The 17880-nt window shown below is 63.8% G+C and carries 15 protein-coding genes; 3 read left to right on the forward strand and 12 right to left on the reverse strand.

The features are described from left to right. Positions 1–31: 31 nt before the first annotated feature. The 5 genes from leuC to rplS all read right to left on the reverse strand — a co-directional run bounded on the left by leuC (position 32) and on the right by rplS (position 5211). Positions 32–1441, reverse strand: coding sequence for a 3-isopropylmalate dehydratase large subunit (gene leuC, locus NKH16_RS25860; protein WP_023679774.1), 1410 nt, complete (start codon positions 1439–1441; stop codon positions 32–34). Between the two features lie 406 nt (positions 1442–1847). Further along, positions 1848–2483, reverse strand: a complete 636-nt coding sequence (locus tag NKH16_RS25865; protein ID WP_352680587.1) for a class I SAM-dependent DNA methyltransferase — start codon at positions 2481–2483, stop codon at positions 1848–1850. Between the two features lie 52 nt (positions 2484–2535). Beyond that, positions 2536–3351: an amino acid ABC transporter permease gene (locus tag NKH16_RS25870; RefSeq protein ID WP_352748423.1), complete on the reverse strand. Its 816-nt coding sequence runs from the start codon at positions 3349–3351 to the stop codon at positions 2536–2538. A gap of 266 nt (positions 3352–3617) precedes the next feature. Further along, complete coding sequence (locus tag NKH16_RS25875) at positions 3618–4415, reverse strand: transporter substrate-binding domain-containing protein (protein ID WP_031212709.1); 798 nt, start codon at positions 4413–4415, stop codon at positions 3618–3620. Between the two features lie 256 nt (positions 4416–4671). After that, positions 4672–5211, reverse strand: coding sequence for a 50S ribosomal protein L19 (gene rplS / locus NKH16_RS25880; RefSeq protein ID WP_023679779.1), 540 nt, complete (start codon positions 5209–5211; stop codon positions 4672–4674). A gap of 382 nt (positions 5212–5593) precedes the next feature. Here rplS and NKH16_RS25885 point away from each other — a divergent pair, with 382 nt between their 5' ends. Then, a complete protein-coding gene (locus NKH16_RS25885) occupies positions 5594–6346 on the forward strand; it encodes a sulfite exporter TauE/SafE family protein (protein ID WP_352456323.1) in 753 nt (250 codons plus the stop codon). On the opposite strand, the gene trmD is transcribed toward NKH16_RS25885, so the two are convergent. Together trmD and rimM are read right to left on the reverse strand one after the other, a co-directional pair. Continuing rightward, a complete protein-coding gene (gene trmD / locus NKH16_RS25890) occupies positions 6328–7026 on the reverse strand; it encodes a tRNA (guanosine(37)-N1)-methyltransferase TrmD (RefSeq protein WP_352748420.1) in 699 nt (232 codons plus the stop codon). The two genes, NKH16_RS25885 and trmD, sit on opposite strands and share 19 nt — an antisense overlap. Next, the gene (rimM, locus tag NKH16_RS25895) at positions 7023–7622 is read right to left on the reverse strand and encodes a ribosome maturation factor RimM (RefSeq protein WP_352748417.1); all 600 of its coding nucleotides are present in this window, start codon (positions 7620–7622) and stop codon (positions 7023–7025) included. Before rimM ends, trmD begins: the two co-directional genes overlap by 4 nt. Positions 7623–7737: 115 nt before the next feature. On the opposite strand from rimM, the gene NKH16_RS25900 reads away from it, so the two are divergent. Beyond that, on the forward strand, positions 7738–8676 hold the full coding sequence (locus NKH16_RS25900; RefSeq protein WP_352456326.1) for a tyrosine recombinase XerC: 939 nt from the start codon (positions 7738–7740) through the stop codon (positions 8674–8676). A gap of 85 nt (positions 8677–8761) precedes the next feature. After that, on the forward strand, positions 8762–9829 hold the full coding sequence (locus tag NKH16_RS25905) for a TraB/GumN family protein (protein WP_352748414.1): 1068 nt from the start codon (positions 8762–8764) through the stop codon (positions 9827–9829). Positions 9830–10758: 929 nt separating this feature from the next. Here NKH16_RS25905 and lpdA read toward each other — a convergent pair. The 5 genes from lpdA to NKH16_RS25930 are packed head-to-tail and all read right to left on the reverse strand — an operon-like array spanning position 10759 to position 17802. Continuing rightward, positions 10759–12165, reverse strand: coding sequence for a dihydrolipoyl dehydrogenase (gene lpdA, locus NKH16_RS25910; protein ID WP_352748411.1), 1407 nt, complete (start codon positions 12163–12165; stop codon positions 10759–10761). 18 nt (positions 12166–12183) lie between these two features. Then, positions 12184–12939: an SDR family oxidoreductase gene (locus tag NKH16_RS25915; RefSeq protein ID WP_352450168.1), complete on the reverse strand. Its 756-nt coding sequence runs from the start codon at positions 12937–12939 to the stop codon at positions 12184–12186. Then, the gene (locus NKH16_RS25920; RefSeq protein WP_352450169.1) at positions 12936–13463 is read right to left on the reverse strand and encodes a hypothetical protein; all 528 of its coding nucleotides are present in this window, start codon (positions 13461–13463) and stop codon (positions 12936–12938) included. Before NKH16_RS25920 ends, NKH16_RS25915 begins: the two co-directional genes overlap by 4 nt. Positions 13464–13486: 23 nt before the next feature. After that, entirely contained in the window at positions 13487–14785 is a 1299-nt protein-coding gene (gene odhB, locus NKH16_RS25925) for a 2-oxoglutarate dehydrogenase complex dihydrolipoyllysine-residue succinyltransferase (RefSeq protein ID WP_352450170.1), read from the reverse strand. A gap of 29 nt (positions 14786–14814) precedes the next feature. After that, on the reverse strand, positions 14815–17802 hold the full coding sequence (locus tag NKH16_RS25930; protein ID WP_352902528.1) for a 2-oxoglutarate dehydrogenase E1 component: 2988 nt from the start codon (positions 17800–17802) through the stop codon (positions 14815–14817). Between the last annotated feature and the right edge of the window lie 78 nt (positions 17803–17880).

The raw sequence follows: 17880 nt of genomic DNA on the forward strand, positions 1-17880 counted from the left end.
GGCTCCTCATATCCGACTGCGCGCGCCTGCCCTATTTCCACTCGCGGATGTCGACGAAATGGCCGGCGATCGCCGCCGCCGCGGCCATTGCCGGCGACACCAGATGCGTCCGGCCCTTGAAGCCTTGGCGCCCCTCGAAATTGCGATTCGAGGTCGAGGCGCAGCGCTCATGCGGCTTCAGCCGGTCGTCGTTCATGGCAAGGCACATCGAGCAGCCCGGCTCACGCCAGTCAAAGCCGGCGGCGACAAAGATCTTGTCGAGGCCTTCGGCCTCTGCCTGTTCCTTGACGAGGCCGGAGCCCGGCACGATCATCGCACTGACCCGCGGATTGACCTTCTTGCCCTCGATCACCTTGGCTGCGGCGCGCAGATCCTCGATGCGGCCATTGGTGCAGGAGCCGATGAAGACGCGATCGAGTTCGATATCGGTGATCTTGGTGCCCGGCTTCAGGCCCATATAGTCGAGTGCGCGCTGCTTGGAGGTGCGCTTGTTCTCATCAGTGATGTCGTCCGGGTTCGGCACGATGCCTTGCACCGAGACCACGTCCTCGGGCGAGGAGCCCCAGGAGACGATCGGCGGCAGCTTTGCCGCGTCGAGCACGACCACCTTGTCGAAATGCGCGCCTTCGTCGGACTGCAGCGTCTTCCAGTAGGCGAGCGCGGCGTCCCAGGCTTCGCCCTTGGGGGCGCGCGGCTTGTCCTTGACATAGGCGAAGGTGGTCTCGTCGGGCGCGATCAGGCCGGCGCGGGCGCCGGCTTCGATCGACATGTTGCAGATCGTCATGCGGCCTTCCATCGACAGCGCACGGATTGCCTCGCCGGCATATTCGATGACATAGCCGGTGCCGCCGGCCGTGCCGATCTCGCCGATAATGGCGAGGATGATGTCCTTGGCGGTGACGCCTTCCGGCAGTGCGCCGTCGACGCGCACCAGCATGTTCTTGGCCTTGCGCTGGATCAGCGTCTGCGTCGCCAGCACATGCTCGACTTCAGAGGTGCCGATGCCATGCGCCAGCGCCCCGAACGCGCCATGCGTCGAGGTGTGGCTGTCGCCGCAGACGATGGTCATGCCGGGCAGCGTAAAGCCTTGCTCCGGCCCGATGATGTGGACGATGCCCTGGCGGATATCCTTCTCGGAATAATATTCGACGCCGAAATCCTTGGCGTTTTTGGCCAGCGCTTCGACCTGGATGCGGCTTTCCTCGTTCTTGATGCCGAACTTTCGCTCCGGCGAAGTCGACACATTGTGGTCGACCACGGCCAGCGTCTTTTCCGGATGCCGAACCTTGCGGCCGGTTATGCGCAGGCCTTCGAAAGCCTGCGGGCTGGTGACTTCGTGGACCAGATGGCGGTCGATATAGAGCAGGCAGGTGCCGTCGTCCTGGCGGTCGACAACATGGTCGTCGAAAATCTTGTCGTAGAGGGTGCGCGGTGCGCTCATTTGCGTAAATCCGTCGATTTAAAAAGGGAAAACGACGCCGGTCGGACCGGCGAAACAGCCTGGCGAGTCTGCCCTAGCTAAGTCGGCTGGTCAGCGCCCCGCAGACGCGCGCGGAAAATCGCGACGGCAGGCGTTTCCTGTCCTGCAGCACGAAACCTTTATAGGCCGGATCGCCAAAAAGCTCTTCCATGGCGCTGCTCATATCAATGTTTTGGCTTTTCGGCAATTGGCGGGTTGTGGCGCGGCTTCCCCTTCTCCCCTTGTGGGAGAAGGTGTCGCCGAAGGCGACGGATGAGGGGTGCTCCAGGGAACGCCAACGCCTCATTCCGTCCAACACCCCTCATCCGTCTCGGCACTGCGCGCCGATCCACCTTCTCCCACAAGGGGAGAAGGAAGAAGGCGCCACTCAAACCACCTCGAACACGAAGGTCTTCACCAGCGCGTCGGGCTCGGCGATTGCGTAGCAGCGGAACCACGGGCTCTCCTCGACCGGCTGCCATTTTTTCGCCTGCTCCAGTTCGCCAAACACGGCTTGAAACCCGCCGCTTTCAAACACCTGGTCGCGAACCGTGAAGATGGCGTGGCCGCCCGTCCTGGTGATGCGTACCAGTTCATGCAGGCCCGACGCCGGTGCGTGGCTGATGGTGAACACGCCGGTCGAGAAAAAGGCGCGGAAATACCCGTCCGCCCAAGGCAATGGCCCGCCGAGCATCGCCTGTTTCAGCTCGCTGTAGGCCTGCCGGCTGCCGGCGATTTTCAGCATGTCCTGCGACAGGTCGAGCCCGGCAATATCGTGGTAGCCGAGTGCCTTCAGGGACGGCCCCGACAGGCCGGTGCCGCAACCGGCGTCGAGCAGCGGCCCTTCGCCCGCCGGCACATGGCGCGCCACCCAGGCGGTGATCAGGAACGGCAGGAGATAGCCGAGCGCCGCGGTTTCGCCGTCATAGGTCGCGGCCCATTGCGCATAGGCCTTGGCGAGCGTCTCAGGCGTGTCGGCCGTATAGACCGCTTCCAGCGCCGCATTGGCCTTGTCGATGATCATGGGTCCTCCCCGGTCGCGTCCGCTCGATGGTAGCGCCGTTTTCGCCTGCCTTCTATTCCCCATGCTGGTGGCGGAGCCGCTTCTCCAGCGCCCGCAAGGCCAACGACAGGCCGACGGTCAGGATGAGATAGATATAGGCGACGATCGAATAGGTTTCGAAGAAGCGGAACGAGCCGGCGGCGTAGATCTTGCCCATCTGGGTGATGTCGGCGACGCCGAGCACCGAGACCAGCGAGGAATCCTTGACCATGGCGAGGAAATCATTGCCGAGCGGCGGCAGGATGGTGCGGATCGCCTGCGGAAAGATGACCAGCCGGAAGCGCTGGGTGCGCGTCAGCCCGAGCGCCTTGGCCGCCTCGATCTGCCCCTTCTCGACCGCCTGGATACCGGCGCGGAACACCTCCGAGATGAAGGCGGAATAGCCGATGGTCAGCGCCATGACGGCGCGCCAAAGCAACGACACGTCGCGTACCAGCAGCTCACCGAAGAGGCCGGCGCTTTGCAGCGGCGCCGTCAGCGCGTTCCATGCCGCGACGAAGGCCGGCGCCCCGGCAAAGGCGATCCAGAACAACAGCACCAGCATCGGCACGCCGCGGATGATCTCGACGTAGAAGCGGCCGATCTGGCTGAGCCAGCGTGAGCCCGACAGGCCCATCAGCGCGACGCCGAGGCCGATCGCGCAAGCCAGCGCGAAGGCGACCACCGTGACGAAGATGGTGACGCCGATGCCCTTGGCGACGGTTGCGAAGACCTGGGCATAGAGGTCGCTGGCAGCGATGAAGATGGCGGCGGCCAAGGCGATCGCCACGGCCACGGCAAGCCACCACGGGAAGTCGGATTTGGCTGAGGCGGGAGGCGCCGACGGCATCAAGCGGTACCGATAACAGAGTCACGAAGGCAGCGTTCTGTCACACCCCCCTCTGGCCTGCCGGCGATCTCCCCCTCCAGGGGGGAGATCGGCAGCTTTGACCTCGCGGCCCGTTCTGCAACACTGAAAATTGGCGAAAGCCGATGCGAAATCCGATCTCCCCCCTTGAGGGGGAGATGTCCGGCAGGACAGAGGGGGGTGTACGAGCGCAGAGTCAGCGCGAGTTCCCGCGCACAATCGTCATGAAATGCGCGCAACAAGCGGGCCTACTGCCCCATCTTGTAATCAAGGAACCACTTCTTGTTGAGCGCGTCGAGCGTACCGTCGGCCTTGAGCGCGGCGATTGCCGCGTTGACCGGCTTCACCAGGTCGGAGCCCTTGGGGAAGATGAAGCCGAAATCCTCGGTGCCGAGTGGGCCGCCGATCAGCTTAAGGCCGCCATTGGACGCATCGACATAGCCCTTGCCGGCAGTGCCGTCGGTGAGCACGACGTCGACGTCGCCGGCCTTCAGTGCCTGCACCGTCGCGCCGAACGTCTCGAACAGCTTGATGCGCGGGTTCTGCTCGTTGCCGTCGAGCACGCTGTAGACGGCGGTGTAGAAGGGCGTCGTGCCGGCCTGCGCGCCGATCAGCCCGTCCTTGAAGGCGGCGAACGTCTTGGCATCGGTGAAGCGCTTCTCGTCGCCGCGCACCAGCATGAACTGTTCCGAGCGCATATACGGATCGGAGAAATCGACCTTCTGCTTGCGGTCGTCCTTGATGGTGATGCCGGTCATGCCGATGTTGTACTGATTGTCGGAAACCGCCTGGATCATCGCGTCCCAAGAGGTATTCTGGTACTCGACCTTGAAATTCAGCCGTTTGGCGATCTCGTTCATCGCGTCATATTCCCAACCGATCTGCTTGCCGGTCTTGGCATCGATGAACTGCAGCGGCGGATAGGCGTTTTCGGTCACCACCACCACCTTCTTGCCGCCGAGGTCGGGCAGCGCCTGCGCCAGAGCCGCGACCGGCACGAGAAGGCAAGCCAGCAGGCCGGCCAGCAGCAGTTTCGAATTGATCATGACTATGCTCCCCAGGAACTGAACCGCCTCGATCGACCGAGGCATGCAGGAAATCCGGCGCCGACTTTAGCTTTCCGCAGGCGCCTTGCAAGCCGCTCTGATGCGCCGCTCGGCACGAAAATGAATTCCAATGCTTTCAACGGCGGCAATTACAGAACGATCCGTATCGATTGCGGACCGGCAAAATCGAATCCACCTCGTGAAATAAAAAGGCGGCCGAAGCCGCCTTTCCAAAACCATGAGTTTTGAAGACGCCTTATTCGGCGGCAGTTGCTTCCGCGGCCTTGGCGGCCTCGTCGGCGGCCTTCTTCTCGGCGGCGTCCTGCGCGGCCTTCTCGGCGGCCAGCGCCTGGGCGGCGGCCACTTTCTCGGCCTCGATGCGCGCCTTCTCGGCGTTCAGCGCATCGCGCTCTTCGTCGTTGAGCTTGCGGGCGCGCACGCCGGTGTTTTCCGAAATGCGGGCCGATTTGCCGCGACGGTCTCGCAAATAGTACAGCTTGGCGCGACGCACCTTGCCGCGGCGCACGATCTCGACGCCCTCGACCATCGGCGAATAGACCGGGAACACCCGCTCCACGCCTTCGCCGTAGGAGATCTTGCGGACGGTGAAGTTTTCCTGGAAGCCGGCGCCGGCGCGGGCGATGACGACGCCCTCATAGGCCTGGACGCGGGTGCGGGTGCCTTCGGTCACACGGACCTGGACGCGCACGGTATCGCCGGGCTGGAATTCGGGGAGCTTGCGCTTGGCTTCGATCTTGGCGGCCTGCTCGGCCTCGAGCTGACGGAGGATGTCCATCTCAAAAATCCACTTCTTGTTCTTCCGACAGTCAGAGCGCCCGACACTCGCCTTGCAGTCGCATCGACCGCTCGGCTATGCCCTTCGTTCGAGAACGTCTGTTCGAGAACATCGGGCAGGGGCGACTACACCGTCATTGTTGACGGGCCAGAAGATCGCTCTTGGCAGATTTTTCTTCCGGTTCGGCGCGCACATACAGCTATTTCGGCGCTTTGTCACGTCTTCGCCGTTTCTTTTTTGGGCCGTTTCTTTTTTGCACTGCTTCTTGGGCTGGCGCCCGCTGTGGCAATCCCGTGATCGCTTGTGGTCCAGGGGGTTGCGCCCGCGCGTCAAGCTTCCTAAGCCGGAAGACAGGCATTTTCCTCCAGCGACGACACCCCTCATGCCAATCTTGGACGCGGTCCTGCTCTTTCTCGCCGGCTTTGTATCAGGCGCGGTCAACGCCGTTGCCGGCGGCGGCACGTTCATAACCTTTGGCGCCATGACCCTGGCCGGCCTGCCGCCGATCGTCGCCAATGCGACATCGTCGGTGACGCAATTTCCTGGCTACATCACCTCGACGCTCGCCTATTGGCACGACATCAAGCATTTCTGGCGCGGCGCACTGCTGCTCAGCCTCATTTCGGCTCTCGGTGCGCTGTCTGGCGCGCTCATCCTTCTAGGGCTCGACAACCCGTCGTTCCGCGCCTTGGTGCCGTGGCTGCTGCTGGCGGCAACCGCATTGTTCGCTGCCGGGCCATGGCTGAAGCCGGCGCCCAAGCCGGAGCATGAGGCCGCGGTAGGTTCGCTGGTCGGGTCGCTGGCGCAGTTCGCCACCGCCGTCTATGGCGGCTTCTTCGGCGCCGGCATGGGCGTCATGATGCTGGCGACGCTCGGTCTCACCCAGTCCGGCGACTATCACCGGCTGAACGCACTGAAGAACATGCTGGCCGTGGTCATCGCTGCGGTTGCCATCCTCGTCTTCGTCTCGGGCGGCGTCATTGCCTGGCTGCAGGCGATCATCATGATCCCGGGTGGCGCGCTGGGCGGCTATGCCGGCGTCTGGATCGCCAGGCGCGTGCCGCAGAACGCGGTGCGCGGCTTCGTCATCGCCGTCGGCCTGTTCCTGGCTTTCTACTATTTCGACAAGGGCTGAGCGGCTGAAAGATCCGGCCGTCGCTCCTTCGTCAGCCTCTCCGCTTCGGCCCGCCGCCACGCCGCGATCTTCCTGTGATTGCCCGAAATCAGCACTTCGGGAATCGGCCGGCCCTCGAACTCCTGCGGCCGCGTATAATGCGGATGTTCGAGCAGGCCGTTTTCAAAGCTCTCTTCCTCGCCCGATACCGCATTGCCCATGACGCCGGGCAGCAGGCGCACCACGGCGTCGAGCAGCACGAGTGCCGCCGGCTCGCCGCCGGACAGGATGAAGTCGCCGATCGAAACTTCTTCGAGGCCGCGCGCCTCGATGACCCGCTGGTCGACGCCTTCGAAGCGGCCGCAGACGATCACCGCACCCGGCCCAGCGGCGAGTTCGCGCACGCGTGCCTGGTTCAGCGGCTTGCCGCGCGGGCTCATCAGCAGGCGCGGACGTGGATCGGCTGCCGGCGAGGCATGGTCAATGGCGCTGGCCAGCACGTCTGCCCGCATCACCATGCCGGCGCCGCCGCCGGCCGGCGTGTCATCGACGGTACGGTGACGATCGCTGGCAAAGTCGCGGATCTGGATCGTTTCGAGCGACCAAATGCCGGTCTCGAGCGCGCGGCCGGCCAGCGACAGGGCAAGCGCGCCGGGAAACATCTCGGGATAGAGCGTCAGCACCGAAGCCGAAAAACTCACCGGTTGCCTCCGGCGTCCCTCGGCCCGCGCGGCCTGCCCTTGGGGTCGAAGCTGTCGCGGTCGGCAGACTCTCCGTCCTCGTCCTCGACCAACCCTGCGGCGGGTGGATCAACGCGGACAAAGCCGCCGGCGATCGACACTTCCGGAACAGCGGCCTGCGTGAACGGGATGAGCACGCCTTTGCGCCCCGCCAGCGTCACGTCGAGAATGTCGCCGCCGCCGAAATTGTGCACGGCGACGACCTTGCCGACGACCGCACCGGTGTCGTCCTTGACCTCCAGTCCGACGAGGTCGGCATGGTAGAATTCATCCTCTTCGCCCTCGTCGGGCAACACCGAACGATCTACGAACAATTCGGTGCCGGCCAGCGCCTCGGCGGCATTGCGGTCGTTGACGCCTTTGAACCGCACCACCACCACGGTGTTGGCGGGCCTGATGTCGACGATCTGGAAGGCGCGGCCATCCCTAGCGTAGAGCGGACCGTAATCGGCCAGCGCCAGCGGGTCGCCGGTAAAGCTCTTGACGCGCAATTCGCCCTTGATGCCATGCGCGGCACCGATCACGGCCATCTGGACGGGGTTTTGCGGCTTGATCATCTGCGGAAAATCCTTTGCCTTGCTCTAACCCCAGCCCGTGGTCATTTCAATGACGCCGCTCTTCACCGCTTCCTAACCCGCGTGCCGGAAGATGGCGGGGAACTGGAAGAGTGCAATGCAGGAATTCCTCATACCGGCAAAACCCGACCTGCAGGCGGCGCGCGAGGCCTGGCTGAAGATGCTGGCGCGCGAACGCCGGCTATCGCCCGAAACCGTCGAGGCCTATGAGCGCGACACGCGCCAGTTCCTGCATTTCCTGACCGGCCATTGCGGCGGCTCGCCCGGCATTTCCGACATCGCCGATCTGCGCCCCGCCGATTTGCGCGGCTTTCTCGCTGCCCGCCGTGCCGAGGGCGCCGGCGCCCGCACGCTCGGGCGCGGGCTGGCCGGCATCCGCTCGCTGCTGCGTTTCCTGGAACGGCGCGGCCTCGCCAATGCGGCAGGTGCGACAGCCTTGCGCGCGCCGCGGCAGCCGAAATCGCTGCCCAAGCCGCTGACCGCAAGCGATGCAAAACACGTCGTCTCGGTGGAAGGCCAACTGGCGGAGGAGCCGTGGATTGCCGCGCGCAACGCCGCCGTGCTGACCCTGCTCTATGGGTCCGGCTTGCGGATCTCCGAGGCGCTCGGCCTGTCGGGCGCCGATCTTTCCTCACCTGGTGATACCGTGCTGCGCGTCACCGGCAAGGGTGGCAAGACCCGGCTGGTGCCGGTGCTGCCGGTGGCGCTGCGGGCGATTGCCGAATACCGCCGCCTCTGCCCTTGGCATCTCGATCCCAAGGGCCTGCTGTTTCGCGGTGCCCGCGGCGGCCCGCTCAACCCGGCAATCGTCCAGCGCGACATGGCCAAGCTGCGCTCGGCGCTCAACCTGCCCGACACGGCGACGCCGCATGCGCTGCGCCATTCCTTCGCCACGCATCTGCTAGGGCGCGGCGGCGACCTGCGCACCATCCAGGAGTTGCTCGGCCACGCCAGCCTGTCGACAACCCAGATATACACCGGCGTCGACACCGCCAGGCTGCTCGAGATTTACGAAGCAGCTCATCCTCGTGCGTGATCGATGCATGTGTCGGTGGCCATCTCGCAACAATTTTGATGCGCCGGTTAACCGTTTTGCCGCTTTTTGCGCCTAGAACCGCAGCATGAAACGCCTCATCGCCATCGCCGACCGCGCGACCCATATGTCGCTGAAGCTGCTCGTCGCGCTCAACGCCCTGTTTTTCCTCTCTTTCCTCATCGTCGCGCTGCTCGCCGCGGGCAAGGCACGCGCCGAGACTTCGGCCTGCGCCGGTAGCGATATGCTGAGCGCGCTGCAAAAGGACGACCCGGCGGCCTACCGCAAGATCGAGGCAGACGCGGCAGCAACGCCGAACGGCAAGGGCCTGCTGTGGAAGCTCGAAAAATCGGGTGAAAAACCGTCCTTCCTGTTCGGCACCATGCACGTTACCGACCCGCGCGTCACCACGCTGCCACCCGCCGCGCAGAAGGCATTCGATGCGGCTGGCACCGTCATCATCGAGACCACCGAAGTGCTCGACAAGCAGAAGATGATGGCCGCACTGCTGAAAGAGCCGGATCTGATGATGTTCACCGACAAGACGACGCTTTCGTCGCTGCTGTCGCCGGAGGATGCGGCGGTGGTCAACAAGGCGCTCGATGCGCGTGGCATCCCGCCAGCGACCGTCGCCAAGATGAAACCCTGGTTGCTGTCGGCGATGGTGGCGCTACCTGTATGCGAAGTCGCCCGCCAGGCTGGCGGTGCGCCGGTGCTCGACGTCAAGCTTGCCAAGGACGCCGAGGCTTCGGGCAAATCGGTCGAGGGGCTGGAGACAATCGCCGACCAGCTGCGCGCCATGGCTTCGCTGCCGATCGCCTTTCACCTGAAGGGGCTGGTCGATACGCTGAGGCTTGGCGACAAGGTGAACGATGTCAACGAAACCATGATCGTGCTTTACCGGCGTGGCGACACTGGCATGTATGTACCGCTGTTTCGGGCCGTCATCCCCGAACAGGTCGACGATCAATCGGGTTACGCCGAATTCGAGCAGACCATGATTACCAGCCGCAACAAGGTGATGGTCGATCGTGCAGCGCCGATCCTCGCCCACGGCAATGTCTTCATGGCGGTCGGCGCCATGCACCTTCCCGGAGCGCAAGGCTTGGTCGAGGGTTTCCGCAAGACCGGCTATACGGTGACCGCCGTCAACTGAACGACACGGCGGAGTTGCACACCGAATCATTGCCGAGGCGGGATCAGCCCTTACTCGTGGCGCGACGGCGGACCAGCCGCGCTTCGTGCCAAGGAACTGAAAAAGGTTCGGTTTGGCTCGATCGAAACCCATTTCGCGGTGGAAATGCATGCCTGCAAGCGATTCTGGATCAGAATTGCCCTGTTTTCGGCGTTTTCAACGCCTAATGTGAAACCGATTCAACGATTGTACGTTGATGGCTATTACTTGATGTTTTTCATCCACGGAGGACACTTTTATGGCGAACACACCCAATCCGAACGACCCATTCACCTCACCGGGTACCGCACGGCCACGCGGCGGCGGCAGCGGCTGGCTGATTGCACTGGTCGTCGTTATCCTGGCAATTGTCGCCTATTATGTTTTTGGAAGACGTAGCGAGGCACCTGCGCCTGCCGAACCGCCCGCAGCCAGCACACCGGCTCCGGCCCCAGCACCTGCCGAGCCGATGAAGCCAGCCGAACCGGCTCCTGCGCCAGCTCCGGCGACACCCGCTCCGGCTCCCGCTCCGGCAGAACCTGCACCCGCTCCGGCCCCTGCGCCAGCCCCGGCTCCGGCTCCCGCACCAGCACCGGCCCCGGCTCAGTGATCAGACTGCTGATTTAATATATGAACGGTCCGCTGAAAGGCGGGCCGTTTTTTTGGGGAGCAGCAGTCGATGGTCTGAGCTGCGATTAGCCATGGGCTAACTTCATCTTCGTCATCCAGCGCGGAGCAGGAGCGAAGCGACATCGCGGAGACCCTGGAATCCATCTGCGGTTCAGAATGGAAGCCGTCTGTGGTGATCCTTCGCGCCCCTCTCTGTCCTGCCGGACATCTCCCCCACTTGGGGGGAGATTGGCTACCAGCCCGCTTTCGCCAATCGCCACCGTCGCCTGCGATTCAACCGCTCAGATATGGATCGGCTTGAAGAACGTCGCCAATGCCGCCTCCTTTACCGCTTCCGACATCGTCGGATGGGCGTGACAGGTGCGGGCTAGGTCTTCCGACGAGCCGCCAAATTCCATCAGCACGGCCGCCTCGTGGATCATCTCGCCGGCGCCGAAGCCGACGATGTGGACGCCGAGCACACGGTCGCTGGCCTTGTCGGCCAGGATTTTCACAAAGCCGTCGGTGTGCAGCATGGCGCGCGCGCGGCCATTGGCGCTGAACGGGAATTTTCCGGCCTTGTAGTCGACGCCGGCCTTTTTCAATTCTTCTTCGGTCTTGCCGATCGAGGCGATTTCCGGCGTGGTGTAGACGACGCTCGGAATCACGTCATAGTTCACATGACCGGCCTGGCCGGCGATGGTTTCGGCCACCGCCACGCCCTCGTCCTCAGCCTTGTGTGCAAGCATCGGCCCGGCGATGACATCGCCGATGGCATAGATGCCATGCACGTTGGTCCTGAGATGGCCGTCGGTCTTGACCCGGCCGCGCTCATCGACGTCGACGCCGGTCTCCTTCAGCCCGAGAGCGTCCGAATAGGCCCGTCGTCCCGTCGCAATCAGCACCGCGTCCGCCTCGATCGTCTCGGCTGCTCCGCCCTTGACCGGCTCGAAGGTAACCGTCGCCCCCTTCTTGGCCTTGGCGACGCCAGTCACCTTGGCGCCCAGCCTGAACTCAAAGCCCTGCTTCGACAGCAGGCGCTGGAACTGCTTGGAGACCTCGCCATCCATGCCGCCCAGGATGGTGTCGAGGAACTCGACCACGGTGACTTTGGCGCCGAGCCGCGCCCAGACCGAGCCGAGCTCCAGACCGATGACACCACCGCCGACCACCACCAGATGGCCCGGCACCTTGTCCAGCGACAGCGCGCCGGTCGACGAGACGATCACCTTCTCATCGAAATCGACCTCGACGCCGGGAATGCCGGCGACGTCGGAGCCTGTGGCGATGACGATGTTCTTGGTCTCGATCTCCTCGACCTTGCCGTCATCGGAGGTCACCGACACCTTGCCGGCCGCAACCACCTTGCCGGTGCCACGAAAACTGTCGATCTTGTTCTTCTTGAACAGGAAGGCGACGCCATTGACATTGGCCGTCACCGTCGCATCTTTGTGTGCCATCATCTTCCCAAGATTGAGCTTGGGCGCGCCGATCTCGACGCCGAGCGCCTCGAAGGAATGGCCGGCCTCGGCAAATATCTCGGACGCATGCAGCAGCGCCTTTGACGGGATGCAGCCGATGTTGAGGCAGGTACCGCCGAAGGTCGGGTTCTTTTCGACTACCGCCGTCTTCAGACCGAGCTGCGCCGCCTTGATGGCGCAGACGTAGCCGCCTGGTCCCGATCCGATGATAACGACGTCATAGGCCATGATACTGTCCCTTTTGCTTTAGCGGCCGCCGCCGATTTCCAGATTGGCGCCTGTTGTGTAGGACGCCTCGTCCGACAGCAGCCAGAGAATTGCGGCTGCGACCTCCTCGGCGGTGCCGACGCGCTGCATGGGCACCACCTTGCGCATTCTCTCGACGCGATCCGGCTGCCCGCCGGAGGCATGAATTTCGGTGTCGATGATGCCCGGGCTGACCGCGTTGACACGAATGCCTTCACCGGCCACTTCGCGGGCAAGCCCGATGGTGAAGGAATCGACCGCGCCCTTCGAGGCGGCGTAGTCGACATATTGACCCGGCCCGCCAAGCCTTGCCGCGATCGAAGAAACATTGACGATGGCGCCACCCTTGCCGCCATGCCTGGTCGACATCCGCTTCACCGCCTCGCGGGCGCAAAGCATCGGCGCGATCACATTGATGCGCATCATGCGCTCCAGCCTTGCAGCGCTAAGCTCGTCGACGCGCGCGCTCTGGTCGACCACGCCGGCATTGTTGACGAGCGCGTCGAGTCGACCGAAACGGCCATCGACAGCCTCGAACATGGCCAATACGTCCGTCTCGCTGCCGACATCGGCCTTGACGGCGAAGGCTTCTCCGCCAGCGGCATCGACGTCGGCGACCACCGCTTCGGCGGCTTTTGCATTCGACGCGTAATTGACCGCAATGCGATAGCCGGCCTTGGCGGCAAGCCTGCATGTAGCGGCGCCGATGCCGCGGCTGCCGCCGGTCACCAGCAGGATTTTTCCGCTCGCGCTCATTCCTGACATCCCTTCAGGGCAAAGACGTCCCAGGGCACCTTGGAAAAGCCGTTGGCGCCATAGGCCGCCGACATCTGCAGCGACGCTCCCAGATCGGGCAGGATCAGCTTCTTCGGCGCATCCTTTCCTTCGCCCGGCAGCAACGCGATATTGCCCTGGTCGTCGGCAGTGTAGATGACGCCCTCCCACACAGTGCAGGCGGCGAGTTCGTCGCCGGTGACGTCGCCGGCCGGGCATTTGTACATCAGCGAGCCATGCGGCCGCGCCACGCCCTCCGTCCACATGACGATGCCGTCGAGCACGACGCCCTTGTCGAGCACCATCTTGAAGCTGTTGGTGACGGCGGCCGACTCGCCGGTCGGCCTGAAATCGATCTCGGCGGCGTTTTCAGGATCGCCATAGACGGCGAGCTCGAGCGGGCAGGCGGCATGGGCGGCGGAGACCGTCTGCACGCCGAGTGCGCAGATTGTGACAAACAAACCGGACCGGAAACGAGACGAACTCATCCGGCGGCGCAGATCCATGCTCCGGCTCACGTCGGCTGCCCCTAGAGGTCGAGCACCAGCCGCTCAGGATCCTCCAGGCTTTCCTTGACGCGGACCAGGAAGGTCACCGCTTCCTTGCCGTCGACGATGCGGTGGTCGTAGGACAGCGCCAGATACATCATCGGCCGGATGACGATCTGGCCGCCGACCACCATCGGCCGCTCCTGAATCTTGTGCATACCCAAAATGCCCGACTGCGGCGCGTTGAGAATCGGCGTCGACATCAGCGACCCGTAAACGCCACCGTTGGAAATCGTAAACGTGCCGCCTTGCATATCCGCAACCGACAGCTTGCCGTCGCGCGCCGCAAGCCCCAGCCTGCCGATGTCCTTCTCGATTTCGGCGATCGACATCTGGTCGGCATTGCGCACAACCGGCACGACAAGGCCTTTCTCTGTACCGACGGCAACGCCGATATGAGCGTAGTTCTTGAAGATGATGTCGGTGCCATCGATCTCGGCATTGACCGACGGGATCTCCTTCAGCGCATGGGTGACGGCCTTGGTGAAGAAGCCCATGAAGCCGAGCTTCACGCCGTGCTTCTTCTCGAACACGTCCTTGTATTTGCCCCTCAGCGCCATCACCGCGCTCATGTCGACCTCGTTGAAGGTGGTCAGCATGGCGGCGGTCGATTGCGCTTCCTTGAGGCGGCGCGCGATGGTCTGGCGCAGCTTGGTCATGCGCACGCGCTCCTCGCGCGACGCATCGTCGGCCGGGGACGGCGCGCGCGCGGCAACGGGTGCCGGTACAGGCGCTGCCTTCGGCATTTCGGCCGGCTGCGACGGCGCGCCCCTGGCGATCAGGTCGAGCACGTCGCCTTTCAGCACCTGGCCGCGCTTGCCCGAGCCCGACACCTGGTCGACTGCGAGATTGTGCTCGGCCAGCAGCTTTGCCGCCGACGGCGCCGGCGGCATGGTGCGCGTCTCGATTGCGCCGGCGTCGCCGGCGATCTTGGCCGTCTCGGCAGCGGCCTGCTTGACGCTCGAGGCCGCAGTCGGAGCCGAGGCCTGCGACACCGCCTCCTGCTTCGTTGCCGGAGCGGCGGCATTGGCTGCCGCGCCGGCGCCTGCCGAAATCGTGCCGAGCAGTGCGCCGACGCCGACCGTCTCGCCTTCCTTGACGGCGATCTCGGCGAGCGTGCCCGCGGCGGCGGCCGGCACTTCCACCGTCACCTTGTCGGTTTCGAGCTCAACCAACGGCTCATCGGCGGCGATCGCGTCGCCGACCTTCTTGAACCATTTGCCGATGGTTGCCTCGGTGACGGATTCACCAAGTGTCGGGACGCGGATTTCGGTTGCCATTGTGCCTGTCCGTTTCTTTCGGTTCTGTTCTATTCACCAAGCGCGTCGTCGAGCAAGGCGGCAAGCTGGGCGAGATGCTTCGACATCAATCCGGTCGCCGGCGAGGCGGCGGCCGGCCGGGCGGTATAGCGCACCTGCTGATGCTTGGCGTCGATATGCGCCAGCACCCATTCGAGATACGGATCGATGAACGACCAGGCGCCCATGTTCTTGGGCTCCTCCTGGCACCACACCATCTCGGCATTGCGGAAGCGCGACAGTTCGGTGATCAGCGCCTTGGCCGGGAACGGATAGAGCTGCTCGACGCGCAGCAAATAGATGTCGTTGATGCCGCGCTTCTCGCGCTCCTCGTAGAGGTCGTAATAGACCTTGCCCGAACAGAGCACGACACGGCGGATCTTCGAATCCTTGGTGAGCTTGATGGCCTGGCCCGACAGCAGCTGGGCATCGTCCCACAACAGCCGGTGAAAGGCGCTTTCGCCCGACATCTCCGGCAGCGTCGATACCGCCCGCTTATGGCGCAGCAGCGACTTCGGCGTCATCAGGATCAGCGGCTTGCGGAAGTCCCGCTTCAACTGCCGGCGCAGTATGTGGAAATAGTTGGCCGGCGTCGTGACGTTGGCGACCTGCATATTGTCTTCGGCGCAAAGCTGAAGGAAGCGCTCGAGCCGGGCCGACGAATGCTCGGGGCCCTGGCCTTCGTAGCCATGCGGCAGCAGGCAGACGAGGCCCGACATTCTGAGCCATTTGCGCTCGCCCGACGAGATGAACTGGTCGAAGACCACCTGGGCGCCGTTGGCGAAGTCGCCGAACTGCGCTTCCCACAGCGTCAGTGCCTTCGGCTCGGCCAGCGAGTAGCCATATTCGAAGCCGAGCACGGCCTCTTCCGACAGCATCGAGTTGATGACCTCGAAACCGGCCTGCGCCGCCGACAGATTGTTGAGCGGGATGTAGCGTGTCTCGTCGCGCTGGTCGTAGAGTACGGAATGGCGCTGCGAGAAGGTGCCGCGCTCCGAATCCTGGCCGGACAGCCGGATCGGATTGCCGTCGAGCAGGATGGCGCCGAAGGCCAGCGCCTCGGCCGTGGACCAGTCGATGCCTTCGCCCGACTCGATCGCCTGGCGGCGGTTGTCGAGGAAGCGGATGATCGTCCTGTGCGCCTCGAAATCCTTCGGCACCTCGGTCAGTTTCTTGCCGATCTCCTTCAGCGTCTTGACCGGCACCGCAGTCTTGCCGCGCCGCTGTTCGTCCTGGTTGTCGGCCGAGCGCAGGCCGGACCAGGCGCCGTCCAGCCAATCGGCCTTGTTGGGCTTATAGTGCTGGCCGACCTCGAATTCCTGCTCGAGATGCGCCCGCCAATCGGCCTTCACCTTTTCGAGCTCGGCCTGGGTGATGTGGCCTTCCGCGATCAGCCGGTCGGCATAGATCTGCATGGTCGTCTTCTGGTTGCGGATCTTGCGATACATGATCGGCTGGGTGAAGGCCGGCTCGTCGCCCTCATTGTGGCCGAAGCGGCGATAGCAGAACATGTCCACCACCACCGGCTTGTGGAACTTCATGCGGAATTCGATCGCCACCTTGGTGGCATGGACCACCGCTTCCGGATCGTCGCCGTTGACGTGGAAGATCGGCGCCTCGATCATCTTGGCCACATCCGACGGATAAGGCGACGAGCGCGAGAAGCGCGGGTTGGTGGTGAAGCCGATCTGGTTGTTGATGATGAAATGCAGCGTGCCGGCGACGCGGTGACCGCGCAGGCCCGACAGGCCGAGGATTTCAGCAATCACGCCCTGGCCGGCAAAAGCGGCATCGCCATGCAACAGCAGCGGCAGCACCTTGGCGCGCTCTTCCAGCGGCACGATCTCCTCGCGGCTGCGGCCGAACAGATAATCCTGCTTGGCACGCGCCTTGCCCATCACGACCGGATCGACGATTTCCAGATGCGACGGGTTGGCGGTCAGCGACAGATGCACCTTGTTGCCGTCGAACTCGCGATCCGACGAGGCACCGAGATGGTACTTCACGTCGCCCGAGCCCTCGACCTCGTCGGGCGCGGCGGAGCCGCCCTTGAACTCATGGAAAATGGCGCGGTGCGGCTTGGCCATCACCTGCGACAGAACGTTTAGCCGGCCGCGATGCGCCATGCCGAGCACGATCTCCTTCATGCCGAGCTGGCCGCCGCGCTTGATGATCTGCTCCAGCGCCGGGATCAGCGACTCGCCGCCATCAAGGCCGAAGCGCTTGGTGCCCTTGTACTTGACGTCGATGAATTGCTCGAAGCCTTCCGCCTCGACAAGCTTCTGCAGGATCGCCTTCTTGCCGGCGGCGGTGAAGGAGATCTCCTTGTCGGTGCCCTCGATGCGGGCCTGGATCCAGGCCTTCTCCTCGGGATCGGAAATATGCATGAATTCGACACCGAGCGTCGAGCAATAGGTCCGGGTCAGGATGTCGAGCATCTGCCGGATGGTGCCGAATTCCAGCCCGAGCACATTGTCGAGGAAGATCGGCCGGTCGTAGTCGGCTTCGGTGAAGCCGTAATTCTCCGGCGACAGCTCGTTATAATCCTCGAGCGGCTTGGCAATGCCAAGCGGATCGAGATTGGCGTGCAGGTGGCCGCGCATGCGGAAGGCGCGGATCATCATGATGGCGCGGACGGAATCGCGCGTCGCCTGATGCACGTCGGCGTCGGAAAGCGCTGCGCCGTTGCCGACGGCCCTGTCCTTGACCTTCTTTTCGATGTGCTTTTCGACCAGGCCCCAATTGCCGTCGAGCGCCGAGACCAGTTCGCCATTGGCCTGCATCGGCCAGGAGGGCTTGGCCCACGAGGCGCCCTTGGCGTTCCTGCGCACGTCGCCGGCGTCGTCCTTCAGCGCCGCGAAGAAGTCCTGCCATTCGGGATCGACCGATGCGGGATCGTCCTCATAGGCGGCATAGAGCGCGTCGATATAATCGGCATTGCCGCCGTAGAGGAAAGAGGTAAGCGAAAACTGGTCGTTGGCCTGATCTTGTCTTGCCATTTTTTTTCCGCGGAGCGCCTGCCCCGTCTCCTGTTTTGGAGGGGAGTAGGGCAATAGGGCAGTACGGGAGTAGGGCAA

The organism is Mesorhizobium sp. M1307, assembly GCF_040318155.1.
Taxonomy (GTDB): Bacteria; Pseudomonadota; Alphaproteobacteria; order Rhizobiales; family Rhizobiaceae; genus Mesorhizobium.